The following is a 12,480-nucleotide window of genomic DNA, read 5'->3' on the forward strand; positions in this document are numbered from 1 at the left end:
TATTAATTAACCGCGAAGTTCGTAAACTTCAGGTTGTTGTGCTTGGTGTGGATGTTCGCTACCAGCATATACGTTTAATTTTTTTGCTTGTTGACGTCCAAGACTTCCTTTTGGAAGCATGCCTTTGATTGCAAGTTCTAACATCTTTGTAGGATAGTTAGTACGCATTTCCAAAGCAGTTCTTTGCTTTAATCCACCTGGGTGCATAGTGTGACGGTAGTAGATCTTCCCGTTTAACTTGTTACCAGTTAAGTGAATTTTCTCAGCATTGATGATGATTACATGATCTCCAGTGTCTACGTTTGGAGTGTAAGTTGGTTTATGTTTACCACGTAAAATGGATGCAACTTCACTTGCTAGACGACCTAAAGTTTGACCTTCAGCGTCTACCACGTACCATTTACGATTGATTTCGCTAGCTTTCGCCATAAACGTTGTACGCATTGATTTTTCCCTCCTAAAAATTTAAAGCTTTTTATTTGTCGTATCATATATTTTAAGTTATCACGATGAAACTCTTCCGGGGCTTGATCGTGGGGCTAAAATACATACCATGTGATATCTTATATCTTTTTTGGGAAATTGTCAAGAAAATGTTACACCAGGATTAGTTGTCATCATAAACGACGTCCCATAAGTATAAACCGTGGGCTGGTGCGGTTTTTCCTGCAGCCTTTCTATCCTTGGATTGAAGAATAGCTAAAATTTCCTGTGGCTGCTTTTTTTCTTGTCCCACTTCCAATAATGTGCCTACGATGATCCGGACCATATTGTACAGAAAGCCGTTACCTTCAATACGGAAAACAAGCTCTTCCCCATCTTCCAAAATCTCAAGTTCATAGATGGTTCGAACTTTATCCTCCACCTCGGTTTTCGCCGAACAGAAGCTGGTGAAGTCATGTTCCCCCAAAAAATGCCTGGCTGCCTCACGCATGGCCTCTGTGTTGATGGGATACGGATAATGGAAGACCTGATCCCGAAGGAACACATCAAAATGCTTGCTTAACCTCACCTTATAACGATACTCCTTCTTCACGACATCAAAGCGTGCATGAAAAGTAGGTGGCACTGCCTCAACATGCCTTACCCAGATATCTTTTGGCAGATGGGCGTTCATCGCCTTCTGCCAGGCTGCCTCTGGTATGGACAGGGTAGTATCAAAGTGCAGCACCTGCCCCATGGCATGTACCCCCGCATCTGTCCTGCCAGAGGCGGAAACCTTGATGTCGCATCCTTTATGAATGAGTGTCAAGGCCTTTTGGAGCTCGTATTGCACCGTACGCTTCTCTTTTTGAATCTGGTACCCTTCAAATCGGGACCCGTCATAGGATATTATGCATTTCATTCTATTCATCGCATCTAGACTCCATTATGTTCGTATCAGAACCAGAATAAACGTGAGGGCACCAAGAAGCGCCATAAGCAGCGTATCCTTTGTGCTCCATTCGAGGATACGGAATTTTGTACGCCCTTCGCCACCTCTGTACCCGCGCGCCTCCATGGCTGTAGCGAGCTCCTCAGCGCGCTTGAAGGCACTGATGAAGAGTGGGACAAGCAATGGAACGAGCGCCTTCACACGCTCCTTTAAAGGCCCTGTGGTAAAGTCCACTCCACGGGCACTTTGCGCCTTCATGATTTTATCCGTCTCCTGCATCAAGGTCGGAATGAACCGTAGGGAAATGGACATCATCAGAGCCAGCTCATGTACCGGTACACCGAGCTTCTTGAAAGGGCCAAAAAGCGTCTCCATTCCGTCCGTCACTTCAATCGGCGTCGTAGTCAAAGTCAGTATGGTCGTGATGGTTATCAGGAACAAGAAACGCAGGGAGATAAAAATAGCCTGCCTGATCCCCTCTTCATAGATTTCAATAATACCTAATTTGTAAAGGAGTGTCCCTTCCTTAGTCAGGAAAACATGAAAGATCATGGTGAAAATGATTATCCATAGAATCGGCTTCAAGCCTTTCAAGATGAATGGAATAGGTATCCTTGTCATAAGGACAACGGATAAGGTGAAGGCTCCCAAAAGGGCATAACCCCACACATTATTGGCAAGGAAAACGATCAGGACAAAGATGAAGACAAGTAGCAGTTTCGCCCTCGGATCCATTCGATGAACAATCGAGGTCCCAGGCACATAACGCCCGATGATCAGGTTATTCATGCTGCCCCACCCCTTTCGAGAGCTTAGAGGCGATTGCCTCTGCTGCTTCATCAATGGTCAGGCAGATGCCGCCAAGCTTCCTGCCAAGACGATCCTCGAGCTCTTTCATAAACAGCACCGTCTCCGGAACATCCAAGCCAACCTCATGGATTTTTTCCGGATTGGAAAAAATCTCTCGAGGTGTGCCTTTCAGACCGACAGTCCCATTGTTCATCACATAGATCGAATCGGCATACATGGCCGCATCCTCCATGCTATGTGTGACCAGTATGGTTGTCAGGTTCTTTTCCTTATGAAGGGAATAGAATAGTTCCATAATCTCTTTTCGACCTCTTGGATCTAATCCTGCAGTAGGCTCATCGAGGACAAGCACCTCCGGCTCCATGGCAAGCACACCGGCGATGGCCACTCTTCGCATCTGACCGCCACTTAAGTCAAATGGCGATACCTCCAGATACTTTTCAGGAAGCCCTACCAACTGCAGTGCAGCTCTTGCCCTTTTTTTCGCCTCTTCCTCTGAAACTCCAAAATTGATTGGACCAAAACAGATGTCCCGTTCCACCGTCTCCTCAAAAAGTTGATGCTCCGGAAATTGAAACACGATCCCGACCTTTTTGCGCAGTGCCTTGATATTCTTTTCTTTTTCAGAAGCTTTCAGGGTGAAATCCCCTATTTGAATCGTTCCTTTGTAAGGACGAAGCAGACCATTAAGATGCTGAAGGAGTGTTGATTTCCCGGATCCAGTATGCCCAATGACAGCACTGTAGGAGCCGTCTGCAATTTCCATATCGACATCATATAGGGCCACTCGTTCAAAAGGAGTTTTCGCCTGATAGCGATGCTCTAGATCTTGTATGTTAATTTGCATAGCTCATCCATCAGCCTTTCACTAGTTGTCGGGTTTGACTCAAGGGTAACACCTAAACTTTTAAGTTTATTGGCTAAACTGATGGCAAAAGGCAGGTCCAATCCTATTTGAACAAGCTGCTCCCCCAGCAGGAAAATTTCGCTTGGTGTTCCTTCCGCAAAAACTTTCCCTCCATTCAGTACGATGATACGGTCGGCTCGTGAAGCCTCCTCCAAATCGTGCGTGATGGATAGTACTGTCACTCCCATTTCTTTTCTCAGTTCTTCTATCGTTTGAATGACTTCTTTTCGACCGATTGGATCGAGCATACTCGTCGCTTCATCCAATATGATGATTGCCGGACGGAGCGCTATGACACCCGCAATGGCTACACGCTGCTTTTGTCCGCCTGAGAGTTGATGTGGTTCTTGGGTTAAAAAAGATTTCATCCCAACTCTTTTAATGCCTTCTTCTACTCGCTCAATCATCTCAACGCGTGGGACCCCAATATTTTCTAAACCAAAAGCTACATCATCCTCTACCGTGGATCCAACAAATTGATTATCCGGATTTTGAAAGACCATGCCTACCTGACGGCGAATATCCCAGAGCTTTTCTTCGGATAGTTCCATACCATCGATGATCACAGAACCTTTTGATGGCATCTGCAATCCATTCAGAATACGTGCAAGTGTGGATTTTCCTGAACCATTATGGCCTACAATAGCAGTCCATTCACCCTGCTTGACCTCAATATTAATATCCTTCAGCGTATCCTCTTCCTGATTTGGATAACGGAAGAACAAATTCTTCACTTTCAGAATCGTGTCAGTCATGAATCTTTCTCCTCTCTTCTCACCTTGTCTCCACTAACTCGTAAAAATCATAACGTTTCAGTCACTTCCCTAAGCCGCGTATAGGGAAGTGAGCCGAGACTGATATTTTTGCAAAAAAATAAAGGGCATGATCAGTCATTACAACTGCCCGCCCTTATTTATGACTGAAAATAGGAAGTTTAAAAAGTCCGGTAAAAATAGCGTTGAGGTTGATCGCTGCTCTTTTTGTCCTCCTTTTTAAACCACTATCACAATAGATTATACTAACTCGATGATTACCATTGGCGCACCGTCTCCGCGACGAGGTCCAAGTTTCATAATACGAGTGTATCCACCTTGGCGCTCTCCGTAACGTGGAGCGATGTCAGCGAATAATTTTTGTACTGCGTCTGCACCAGTTTCCTCGTTTGCCACTTCATGACGAACGTAAGAAGCTGCTTGACGGCGAGCATGCAAATCTCCGCGCTTTCCAAGAGTGATCATTTTCTCTACAACAGAACGTAATTCTTTCGCACGTGCTTCTGTAGTTTCAATGCGCTCACTGATGATTAAGTCAGTTGTTAAGTCACGTAGCATCGCTTTACGCTGTGCGCTTGTACGACCTAATTTTCTGTATCCCATGTTGATGTTCCCTCCTTCTGTAGAAAGTAATGAAACGTCCAAACACATAAAGATGCCTAGTTTTACGAATAAAAACTAGTCATCTTTACGCAAGCCTAAACCTAACTCTTCTAGTTTGTGCTTGACTTCTTCTAGAGACTTTCGGCCTAAGTTACGAACTTTCATCATATCTTCTTCTGTTTTATTCGCAAGTTCCTGAACAGTGTTGATGCCAGCACGCTTCAAGCAGTTGTAAGAACGAACAGATAAATCAAGCTCTTCGATAGTCATCTCCAAGACTTTTTCCTTCTGATCTTCTTCTTTTTCAACCATGATTTCCGCGTTTTGCGCTTCATCTGTCAGGCCTACAAATATATTTAAGTGCTCAGTTAAAATCTTTGCCCCAAGTGCTACTGCTTCTTGTGGACCGTTACTACCATCTGTCCATACATCCAATGTAAGCTTGTCATAGTTAGACACTTGGCCTACACGTGTATTTTCAACATAATAAGAAACGCGTGAAACTGGTGTAAAGATAGAATCAATTGGAATTACTCCGATTGGTTGATCTTCACGCTTGTTTCCGTCCGCTGGTACATATCCGCGTCCACGCTTAGCGGTGAAACGAATACGCAGATGCGCGTCCTTTGCTAACGTTGCGATATGAAGGTCAGGGTTAAGAATCTCAACATCGCTGTCATGAGTAATGTCAGCAGCTGTTACAGCTCCTTCGCCTTGCACGTCAATCTCTAACGTCTTCTCATCATCTGAATAGATTTTTAATGCTAGCTTCTTAACGTTCAAAATAACTGTTGTAACATCTTCAACGACGCCTTCAATTGTTGAGAACTCATGCAGTACACCATCTATTTGGATAGATGTTACAGCGGCACCAGGAAGTGAGGATAAAAGAATACGACGTAAGGAGTTACCCAAAGTTGTTCCATATCCACGCTCAAGTGGCTCGACGACGAATTTACCATAGTTGGCGTCATCGCTGATTTCAACCGTTTCGATTTTTGGTTTTTCGATTTCTAACATTCATAACCCTCCTTCAAAACGTCGAAACCCCGGAAAGACAAAGTTGTCTAACCGAAATTCCCCATAGGTATGTCCCGATTGTGCACAACAACAACATTTAATTATCTGTATCATTCACAAACTGTATCATCAGCCATTATTGACATGTATACAAATTCTATACAGACAAATTAAACACGGCGACGTTTTGGTGGGCGGCAACCGTTATGAGGTACTGGGGTTACGTCTCTGATAGCAGTTACTTCAAGACCAGCTGCTTGTAAAGCACGGATCGCTGCTTCACGACCAGCACCAGGGCCTTTAACTGTAACTTCCAAAGTTTTTAAACCGTGCTCCATGCAAGACTTTGCAGCAGTTTCAGCTGCCATTTGCGCTGCGAATGGAGTGGATTTACGAGAACCTCTGAAGCCAAGAGCACCTGCACTAGACCATCCAATTGCGTTTCCGTGAGAGTCAGTAATCGTAACGATTGTGTTATTGAATGTAGAACGGATATGCGCGATACCAGTGTCAATATTCTTTTTCACACGGCGTTTACGTGTATTAGTTTTACGTGCCATATTTCTTACCTCCTTACTTACTTAAAATTATTTCTTTTTGTTCGCTACAGTACGACGAGGACCTTTACGTGTACGAGCATTGTTTTTAGTGTTTTGACCACGAACTGGTAAACCACGACGGTGGCGAAGACCACGGTAGCAACCAATCTCGATTAGACGTTTAATGTTAAGAGATACTTCACGACGAAGGTCACCCTCAACTTTAATTTTATCTACGATATCACGAATTTTTCCTAATTCTTCTTCCGTTAAGTCGCGTACACGAGTTTCTTCAGAAACACCTGCTTCAGCTAGAACTTTCTCAGCTGTTGAACGACCAATACCGAAAATGTATGTTAATGAAATTACAACGCGCTTGTCGCGAGGAACATCAACACCAGCAATACGTGCCATATATGCGCACCTCCCTCAAGTTATCCTTGTTTTTGTTTGTGTTTCGGGTTTTCACAAATAACCATAACTTTACCTTTTCTACGAATAACTTTACATTTTTCGCAGATCGGCTTCACAGATGGTCTCACTTTCATCTTATATTACCTCCCTGATAGTACGGAGTGCTAAAATAGGTTTATTTAAAACGATACGTAATTCTACCGCGTGTTAAATCGTATGGAGAAAGCTCCACCGTTACTTTATCTCCTGGCAGGATTCGAATAAAGTGCATACGAATTTTCCCAGATACATGAGCCAATACCGTATGACCGTTTTCCAATTCTACTTTAAACATAGCATTTGGTAAAGTCTCAACGACCGTACCTTCTACTTCAATCACATCGTCTTTCGCCATTAATTAAGTTCTCCCTTCTTCAAATCAGTAACAAGCCCCTCGACAAACTTTGTTAGCACGAACCTAAGTTTCCCATTTGTCACACGACCTGTTTCGATCATACTGTTCTGAACTTCTGGAGACACGTAATCAAAAAATTCAAGATGATGAATGTTCTTCTTCTTAGGGCGGTCGTACTTCCTCTTGTCTCCATCCGCAAGGACGACAAAACGCTCATCAAGAATTTTAATAATTACGGCATACTGTCCGGCATCTCTGCCTTGAGTAATCAAAACAATCTGCCCTACTTTCAAAGCCGTTTCAGACTCAGTCAAGCAGTATCACCTCTTGGGCTTAGGCTTTTGTTAAGATCTCGTAGCCTGTTTCTGTAATAGCGACCGTATGTTCAAAATGAGCACACATCTTACCGTCAACAGTAACAACAGTCCAGTCATCTGCTAACGTTTTTACGTAGCGAGTTCCTGCATTGACCATTGGTTCAATTGCCAGGACCATACCAGGTTTTAACCGTGGACCTTTATTAGGAGGTCCATAATGTGGAATTTGAGGGTCTTCATGTAAGTCTTGACCAATTCCATGGCCTACATACTCTCTCACGATTGAAAAATCATGTGCTTCTGCATACGTTTGAATCGCATGAGAAACGTCAGAAAGACGAGCGCCCGGTTTTACTTCCTTGATGCCTTCATACAATGATTGCTCCGTGACTTCAAGTAATCGCTTTGTTTCATCGGAAATGTTACCGACAGCATACGTCCAGGCGGAATCGCCGTGGTAACCATTATACTTCGCACCAATATCTATGCTAATGATATCACCGTCTTTTAGTACTCGATCGCCGGGGATACCATGAACAAGTTCTTCGTTAACAGAAGCACAAATGCTTCCGCGAAAACCATTATACCCTTTGAACGAAGGAATTGCATCATGTTTGCGTATGAATTTCTCAGCAATATCATCCAATTGTTTCGTCGTTACGCCAGGTACAATATGTTTTTTCAATTCTTGATGGGTGAGTGCAACGATTCTGCCAGCTTCTCTCATGATTTCAAGCTCACGAGGAGTTTTACAGATGATCATTACGCAAGACCTCCAAGAAGTTTTTCAATGTCAGTGAACACTTCGCCAATTGGCTGCTGTCCATCGATGTTTCGAAGATAGCCTTTGCCTTCATAGAAGTCCAATAGAGGCTTCGATTGTTTCACATTCACTTCCAAGCGGTTCCCGACTGTTTCTTCGTTGTCATCAGCACGCTGATAAAGTTCACCGCCGCACTTATCACAAACCCCTTCCTCACTTGGAGGGTTGAAGACAAGGTGATAAGTAGATCCACAATCTTTACAAATACGTCTTCCGGTTAAACGCTCCATCAAGATGCTTTGGTCCACGTTCACATTGATTACATAATCAATTTTGCGGCCAAGATCTTCAAGCATTTGCTCTAGAGCTTCTGCCTGAGGAACTGTTCTTGGGAAACCGTCCAACAGAAATCCGTTTTGGCAATCTTCTTTTTCAAGTCTTTCACGAACGATACCGATCGTCACTTCATCAGGAACAAGCTGACCTTGATCCATAAAAGACTTTGCTTTAAGGCCTAGTTCAGTTCCTTCCTTCATAGCAGCACGAAACATATCTCCGGTTGAGATATGAGGGATATTGTACTTTTCGACAATTCGTTCTGCTTGAGTACCTTTACCGGCACCCGGAAGTCCCATTAGAACTAAATTCATCTTAATGCCCCCTCAGTCTCTTGTGAAGTATATTGGGATAATGCTATCCCAATTACTTCATTACTTGATAAACCCTTTATAGTGACGCTTCACCAGCTGACTTTCAAGTTGCTTCATCGTTTCAAGTGCAACACCTACGACGATGAGGATACCAGTACCACCAATCTGTACGGCTGGCGGCAGATCAGCTATTTTCATAAAGATTACAGGTAGAACAGAGATCCCTGCCAAGAACAACGCACCAACGAAAGTTAGTCGGTAGATGATTTTTGTTAGGTATTCCTGTGTATTCTGACCAGGACGAATTCCTGGAATATATCCACCTTGCTTCTTTAAGTTTTCTGCCATTTGTTCAGGATTAGACTGAACAAATGTGTAGAAATAAGTAAAGGCAATAATAAGGGCTACGTATACTACCATACCAATCGGCTTCGTGTAATCGAATGTGCTTTGGATCCACTGAGTTACATCATTAGGACCAAAGAACGACGCGATGGTAGGTGGTGTGATGATAAAGGATACTGCAAAGATAACAGGAATTACCCCTGCTGCATTTACTTTCAACGGTAAGTGTGAGGAATGTCCACCAACTGGATTACGACCGGATACTTTTTTAGCATACTGGATCGGAATTTTACGTAATGCTTGTTGGATAAAGATAACTCCTACGATAACAGCTAAGATTGCAAGAATAATTAGAGCAACAATAACAAGATTTAGGAACAACTGATCTCCAGCATCCTCAATTTGTTGTGCATAAATCTGGTTAGCTCCATTTGGAATGGCAGCTACGATACCAGCGAAAATCAGGATGGAGATACCATTCCCGACTCCGTGTGCTGTGATCTGCTCGCCAAGCCACATTAAAAATGCTGTACCTGCTGTCAACACTAACGCGATTAAAAGATAAGTAGTGGGGCTCGGGTCGGTAATAAGCTGGCCTTGAGCCAAGTTATTAAAACCGATAGACATACCAATTGCCTGGATAAATCCAAGCACAATAGTAAAGTATCTAGTGAATTGAGCTAATTTGCGACGTCCAACTTCTCCTTGTTTTGACCACTCCGTAAACTTTGGAACAACATCCATTTGTAGCAATTGCACAATGATGGACGCTGTGATGTATGGCATTATACCCATGGCAAGAATTGAGAAGTTTTGTAAAGCTCCACCACCGAAGGTATTCAAGATACCGAATACACTAAACTCATCCTGAAATTTCAATATGTCAGAGTTTACCCCTGGTACTGGGATAAACGTACCGATACGGAATATGATTAACATTAGTAGGGTGAAAACTATTTTCTTTCTTATATCACCCACGCGCATAAAATTGGAGAATGTCTGGAACATTAGATCACCTCAACTGAACCGCCAGCTGCTTCGATAGCTTCTTTAGCTGCTGAGGAGAATTTATGAGCACGAACTGTAAGCTTTTTCTCGATAGAACCGTTACCCAATACTTTCAATCCAGCGTTTAGTTTGCTAACTAAACCTGTTTCAAGAAGTAATTCAGGTGTAACTTCTGTACCATCTTCAAAGCGGTTTAACGCATCAAGGTTGATAATTGCATACTCTTTACGATTGATGTTCGTGAATCCGCGCTTTGGTAAGCGTTGGAATAGAGGTGTTTGACCACCTTCGAATCCAGGACGAACGCCACCGCCTGAGCGTGCATTTTGACCTTTATGACCTTTACCAGAAGTTTTACCGTTACCAGAACCAGTACCGCGACCTACACGATTGCGTTCTTTACGAGATCCTTCGTTAGGTTTTAACTCATGAAGTTTCATTGTGGCACCTCCTTATTTAAAAAACCGTTTCTATTATTGCTCTTTCACAGTAACAAGGTGAGATACCTTGTTAATCATTCCACGGATAGCTGCGTTATCCTCATGGACAACTGTTTGGTGCATCTTCTTCAAACCAAGAGTTTGAACAGTCACACGTTGATCTTGTGGACGACCGATTACACTGCGAGTGAGGGTGATTGCTATTTTGTTCGCCATTTTGTTTCCCTCCTTATCCTAACAGTTCTTCTACCGTTTTACCACGCAATTTAGCAACGTCCTCTGCACGTTTCAATTGCTTTAATCCGTTAAGTGTTGCACGGATCATGTTGATTGGTGTGTTAGATCCTAAAGATTTAGAAAGGATGTCTTGAACACCCGCTAACTCAAGTACCGCACGAACTGGTCCTCCAGCGATAACTCCAGTACCTTCAGAAGCAGGTTTCAAAAGGATTTCTCCAGAACCGAATTCTCCAAGTACTTGGTGAGGAATTGTTGTACCAACGATAGGTACAGCAACTAAGTTCTTTTTCGCATCTTCAATTGCTTTACGGATAGCTTCAGGTACTTCTTGAGCTTTACCAGTACCGAAACCAACATTACCGTTTTTATCTCCTACTACTACAAGAGCAGCAAAGCGGAAACGACGTCCACCTTTTACTACTTTCGCAACGCGGTTAACCGTAACAACGCGTTCTTCAAGTTCTAATTTGTTTGGATCAATGCGACGCATCAGTGTCCCTCCTTTTCCGATTAAAATTCTAAACCAGCCTCACGTGCAGCATCTGCTAATGCTTTCACACGTCCGTGGTATAAGTATCCACCGCGGTCGAATACTACTGATTTAATTCCTTTTTCAATTGCGCGCTTTGCAACTAGTTCTCCAACTGCTTTAGCGGACTCAACGTTACTTCCGTTAGCCTCAACGCCTTTATCAAGTGTAGAAGCACTCGCGATTGTTACAGAGTTCGTATCATCGATCACTTGAGCATAAATGTGTTGGTTTGAACGGAACACATTTAAACGTGGACGAGTTGCAGTTCCTGATAACTTAGCACGAACACGAGTGTGTCTTTTCTTACGAGTAGAATTTTTATCAGGTTTTGTAATCATCTTGCAGTCACTCCTTTCTATCTGCTTATGCGGTCTTACTTCGCAGTTTTACCTTCTTTACGACGTACATGTTCACCTTCATAACGAATACCTTTACCTTTGTAAGGCTCTGGTGGGCGAACGTCACGGATGTTAGCTGCTAAAGCACCAACGCGCTCTTTATTGATACCTTTGATAAGGATCTTTGTGTTTGTTGGAACTTCAACTTCGATACCTTCTTCTGGTGTGATTTCAACCGGATGAGAGTATCCAACGTTAAGAACTAGTTTGTTACCTTGCTTGGAAGCACGGTAACCAACCCCGATAAGTTCTAATCCTCTTTCGAAACCTTTTGTTACACCTTCAACCATGTTGTTTAAAAGTGCACGAGTTGTTCCGTGGATAGTACGGTGTTCTTTACTTTCGGAAGGACGTACAACTGTTAGTACGTTTTCTTCTACTGTAATAGCCATATCTTGGCTGAATGTACGAGTTAATTCACCTTTAGGACCTTTTACGGTAACTGTGTTGTTGTCGTTTGTAATTGTAACCCCAGTTGGGATTTCAATAGGTTTTTTACCTACACGTGACATTTAGTTACACCTCCGTTCATTTAAAGAAATTATTACCAAACGTACGCTAATACTTCTCCACCAGCTTGTTTTTGACGAGCTTCTTTATCAGTGATAACACCTTGAGAAGTAGAGATGATCGCAATACCTAATCCGTTTAATACACGAGGTACTTCGTTTGCTTTTGCATATACACGAAGACCAGGCTTACTGATACGTTTAAGACCAGTAATTACACGCTCGTTGTTAGCACCGTATTTCAAGAAAATACGAATGATACCTTGTTTGTTGTCTTCGATAAATTCTACGTCACGTACGAAACCTTCACGCTTTAAGATTTCAGCAACTTCTTTTTTGATTTTAGAAGCAGGAAGTTCAAGCTTCTCGTGACGTACCATGTTCGCATTGCGGATGCGAGTAAGCATATCTGCAATAGGATCTGTCATAACCATTTAATTTAC

21 protein-coding genes are annotated in these 12,480 nt (G+C 42.9%); all 21 read right to left on the reverse strand.

Annotated features, from left to right (window positions below; genetic code table 11):
* Window positions 1-6: 6 nt before the first annotated feature.
* The 21 genes from rplM to rpsH all read right to left on the reverse strand — a co-directional run bounded on the left by rplM (window position 7) and on the right by rpsH (window position 12,471).
* A complete protein-coding gene (gene rplM / locus ABN702_RS19460; protein ID WP_386645156.1) occupies window positions 7-444 on the reverse strand; it encodes a 50S ribosomal protein L13 in 438 nt (145 codons plus the stop codon).
* Between the two features lie 163 nt (window positions 445-607).
* Window positions 608-1,354, reverse strand: a complete 747-nt coding sequence (gene truA / locus ABN702_RS19465; RefSeq protein WP_417898345.1) for a tRNA pseudouridine(38-40) synthase TruA — start codon at window positions 1,352-1,354, stop codon at window positions 608-610.
* A 15-nt stretch (window positions 1,355-1,369) separates the two neighbouring features.
* The gene (locus ABN702_RS19470) at window positions 1,370-2,164 is read right to left on the reverse strand and encodes an energy-coupling factor transporter transmembrane component T family protein (protein ID WP_417898346.1); all 795 of its coding nucleotides are present in this window, start codon (window positions 2,162-2,164) and stop codon (window positions 1,370-1,372) included.
* Window positions 2,157-3,032, reverse strand: a complete 876-nt coding sequence (locus tag ABN702_RS19475) for an energy-coupling factor ABC transporter ATP-binding protein (protein ID WP_417898347.1) — start codon at window positions 3,030-3,032, stop codon at window positions 2,157-2,159. The genes ABN702_RS19470 and ABN702_RS19475 overlap by 8 nt, the downstream gene beginning before the upstream one ends.
* Entirely contained in the window at window positions 3,008-3,847 is an 840-nt protein-coding gene (locus ABN702_RS19480; protein WP_417898348.1) for an energy-coupling factor ABC transporter ATP-binding protein, read from the reverse strand. Before ABN702_RS19480 ends, ABN702_RS19475 begins: the two co-directional genes overlap by 25 nt.
* A 258-nt stretch (window positions 3,848-4,105) precedes the next feature.
* On the reverse strand, window positions 4,106-4,468 hold the full coding sequence (gene rplQ, locus ABN702_RS19485; protein WP_204420272.1) for a 50S ribosomal protein L17: 363 nt from the start codon (window positions 4,466-4,468) through the stop codon (window positions 4,106-4,108).
* A gap of 75 nt (window positions 4,469-4,543) precedes the next feature.
* Window positions 4,544-5,488 (reverse strand): DNA-directed RNA polymerase subunit alpha, encoded by a 945-nt coding sequence (locus ABN702_RS19490; RefSeq protein WP_148990109.1) that lies wholly within the window; start codon window positions 5,486-5,488, stop codon window positions 4,544-4,546.
* Between the two features lie 170 nt (window positions 5,489-5,658).
* Window positions 5,659-6,048: a 30S ribosomal protein S11 gene (gene rpsK, locus ABN702_RS19495; protein ID WP_078382536.1), complete on the reverse strand. Its 390-nt coding sequence runs from the start codon at window positions 6,046-6,048 to the stop codon at window positions 5,659-5,661.
* A 27-nt stretch (window positions 6,049-6,075) separates the two neighbouring features.
* The gene (gene rpsM / locus ABN702_RS19500) at window positions 6,076-6,441 is read right to left on the reverse strand and encodes a 30S ribosomal protein S13 (RefSeq protein ID WP_060666590.1); all 366 of its coding nucleotides are present in this window, start codon (window positions 6,439-6,441) and stop codon (window positions 6,076-6,078) included.
* A gap of 20 nt (window positions 6,442-6,461) precedes the next feature.
* Window positions 6,462-6,575, reverse strand: a complete 114-nt coding sequence (gene rpmJ / locus ABN702_RS19505; RefSeq protein ID WP_003156543.1) for a 50S ribosomal protein L36 — start codon at window positions 6,573-6,575, stop codon at window positions 6,462-6,464.
* A gap of 41 nt (window positions 6,576-6,616) precedes the next feature.
* Window positions 6,617-6,835, reverse strand: coding sequence for a translation initiation factor IF-1 (gene infA, locus ABN702_RS19510; protein WP_003348578.1), 219 nt, complete (start codon window positions 6,833-6,835; stop codon window positions 6,617-6,619).
* Window positions 6,835-7,149, reverse strand: coding sequence for a KOW motif-containing protein (locus ABN702_RS19515; protein WP_386645223.1), 315 nt, complete (start codon window positions 7,147-7,149; stop codon window positions 6,835-6,837). The genes infA and ABN702_RS19515 overlap by 1 nt, the downstream gene beginning before the upstream one ends.
* A gap of 19 nt (window positions 7,150-7,168) precedes the next feature.
* Window positions 7,169-7,915, reverse strand: coding sequence for a type I methionyl aminopeptidase (gene map, locus ABN702_RS19520; RefSeq protein WP_010191515.1), 747 nt, complete (start codon window positions 7,913-7,915; stop codon window positions 7,169-7,171).
* On the reverse strand, window positions 7,915-8,565 hold the full coding sequence (locus ABN702_RS19525; protein WP_417898349.1) for an adenylate kinase: 651 nt from the start codon (window positions 8,563-8,565) through the stop codon (window positions 7,915-7,917). The genes map and ABN702_RS19525 overlap by 1 nt, the downstream gene beginning before the upstream one ends.
* A 60-nt stretch (window positions 8,566-8,625) precedes the next feature.
* Window positions 8,626-9,918 (reverse strand): preprotein translocase subunit SecY, encoded by a 1,293-nt coding sequence (secY, locus tag ABN702_RS19530; RefSeq protein WP_417898350.1) that lies wholly within the window; start codon window positions 9,916-9,918, stop codon window positions 8,626-8,628.
* The gene (gene rplO, locus ABN702_RS19535; RefSeq protein ID WP_417898351.1) at window positions 9,918-10,358 is read right to left on the reverse strand and encodes a 50S ribosomal protein L15; all 441 of its coding nucleotides are present in this window, start codon (window positions 10,356-10,358) and stop codon (window positions 9,918-9,920) included. Before rplO ends, secY begins: the two co-directional genes overlap by 1 nt.
* A 33-nt stretch (window positions 10,359-10,391) precedes the next feature.
* Complete coding sequence (gene rpmD, locus ABN702_RS19540) at window positions 10,392-10,574, reverse strand: 50S ribosomal protein L30 (RefSeq protein WP_417898352.1); 183 nt, start codon at window positions 10,572-10,574, stop codon at window positions 10,392-10,394.
* 13 nt (window positions 10,575-10,587) lie between these two features.
* Window positions 10,588-11,088 (reverse strand): 30S ribosomal protein S5, encoded by a 501-nt coding sequence (gene rpsE, locus ABN702_RS19545; protein ID WP_060666597.1) that lies wholly within the window; start codon window positions 11,086-11,088, stop codon window positions 10,588-10,590.
* Between the two features lie 20 nt (window positions 11,089-11,108).
* Entirely contained in the window at window positions 11,109-11,468 is a 360-nt protein-coding gene (rplR, locus tag ABN702_RS19550; protein ID WP_224841273.1) for a 50S ribosomal protein L18, read from the reverse strand.
* Between the two features lie 35 nt (window positions 11,469-11,503).
* Complete coding sequence (gene rplF, locus ABN702_RS19555; protein WP_417898353.1) at window positions 11,504-12,040, reverse strand: 50S ribosomal protein L6; 537 nt, start codon at window positions 12,038-12,040, stop codon at window positions 11,504-11,506.
* Window positions 12,041-12,072: 32 nt separating this feature from the next.
* Window positions 12,073-12,471 carry a 30S ribosomal protein S8 gene (rpsH, locus tag ABN702_RS19560; RefSeq protein WP_010191507.1) on the reverse strand — a complete coding sequence of 133 codons (399 nt, stop codon included), beginning with the start codon at window positions 12,469-12,471 and terminating at the stop codon, window positions 12,073-12,075.
* Between the last annotated feature and the right edge of the window lie 9 nt (window positions 12,472-12,480).

This window comes from Bacillus haimaensis (assembly GCF_048270625.1).
GTDB classification, from domain to species: Bacteria; Bacillota; Bacilli; order Bacillales; family Bacillaceae_I; genus Sutcliffiella_A; species Sutcliffiella_A haimaensis.

Coding starts and splice junctions, on each gene's coding strand:
- truA (WP_417898345.1), bottom strand. CDS start 1,354: ATGAATAGAATGAAATGCATAATATCCTATGACGGGTCCCGATTTGAA.
- rpsK (WP_078382536.1), bottom strand. CDS start 6,048: ATGGCACGTAAAACTAATACACGTAAACGCCGTGTGAAAAAGAATATT.
- map (WP_010191515.1), bottom strand. CDS start 7,915: ATGATCATCTGTAAAACTCCTCGTGAGCTTGAAATCATGAGAGAAGCT.
- ABN702_RS19525 (WP_417898349.1), bottom strand. CDS start 8,565: ATGAATTTAGTTCTAATGGGACTTCCGGGTGCCGGTAAAGGTACTCAA.
- rplQ (WP_204420272.1), bottom strand. CDS start 4,468: ATGGGATACAGAAAATTAGGTCGTACAAGCGCACAGCGTAAAGCGATG.
- ABN702_RS19475 (WP_417898347.1), bottom strand. CDS start 3,032: ATGCAAATTAACATACAAGATCTAGAGCATCGCTATCAGGCGAAAACT.
- rpmD (WP_417898352.1), bottom strand. CDS start 10,574: ATGGCGAACAAAATAGCAATCACCCTCACTCGCAGTGTAATCGGTCGT.
- rpsE (WP_060666597.1), bottom strand. CDS start 11,088: ATGCGTCGCATTGATCCAAACAAATTAGAACTTGAAGAACGCGTTGTT.
- rplR (WP_224841273.1), bottom strand. CDS start 11,468: ATGATTACAAAACCTGATAAAAATTCTACTCGTAAGAAAAGACACACT.
- ABN702_RS19480 (WP_417898348.1), bottom strand. CDS start 3,847: ATGACTGACACGATTCTGAAAGTGAAGAATTTGTTCTTCCGTTATCCA.
- rplO (WP_417898351.1), bottom strand. CDS start 10,358: ATGAAACTTCATGAGTTAAAACCTAACGAAGGATCTCGTAAAGAACGC.
- infA (WP_003348578.1), bottom strand. CDS start 6,835: ATGGCGAAAGACGATGTGATTGAAGTAGAAGGTACGGTCGTTGAGACT.
- rplF (WP_417898353.1), bottom strand. CDS start 12,040: ATGTCACGTGTAGGTAAAAAACCTATTGAAATCCCAACTGGGGTTACA.
- ABN702_RS19490 (WP_148990109.1), bottom strand. CDS start 5,488: ATGTTAGAAATCGAAAAACCAAAAATCGAAACGGTTGAAATCAGCGAT.
- rpsM (WP_060666590.1), bottom strand. CDS start 6,441: ATGGCACGTATTGCTGGTGTTGATGTTCCTCGCGACAAGCGCGTTGTA.
- ABN702_RS19470 (WP_417898346.1), bottom strand. CDS start 2,164: ATGAATAACCTGATCATCGGGCGTTATGTGCCTGGGACCTCGATTGTT.
- secY (WP_417898350.1), bottom strand. CDS start 9,918: ATGTTCCAGACATTCTCCAATTTTATGCGCGTGGGTGATATAAGAAAG.
- rpmJ (WP_003156543.1), bottom strand. CDS start 6,575: ATGAAAGTGAGACCATCTGTGAAGCCGATCTGCGAAAAATGTAAAGTT.
- rpsH (WP_010191507.1), bottom strand. CDS start 12,471: ATGGTTATGACAGATCCTATTGCAGATATGCTTACTCGCATCCGCAAT.
- rplM (WP_386645156.1), bottom strand. CDS start 444: ATGCGTACAACGTTTATGGCGAAAGCTAGCGAAATCAATCGTAAATGG.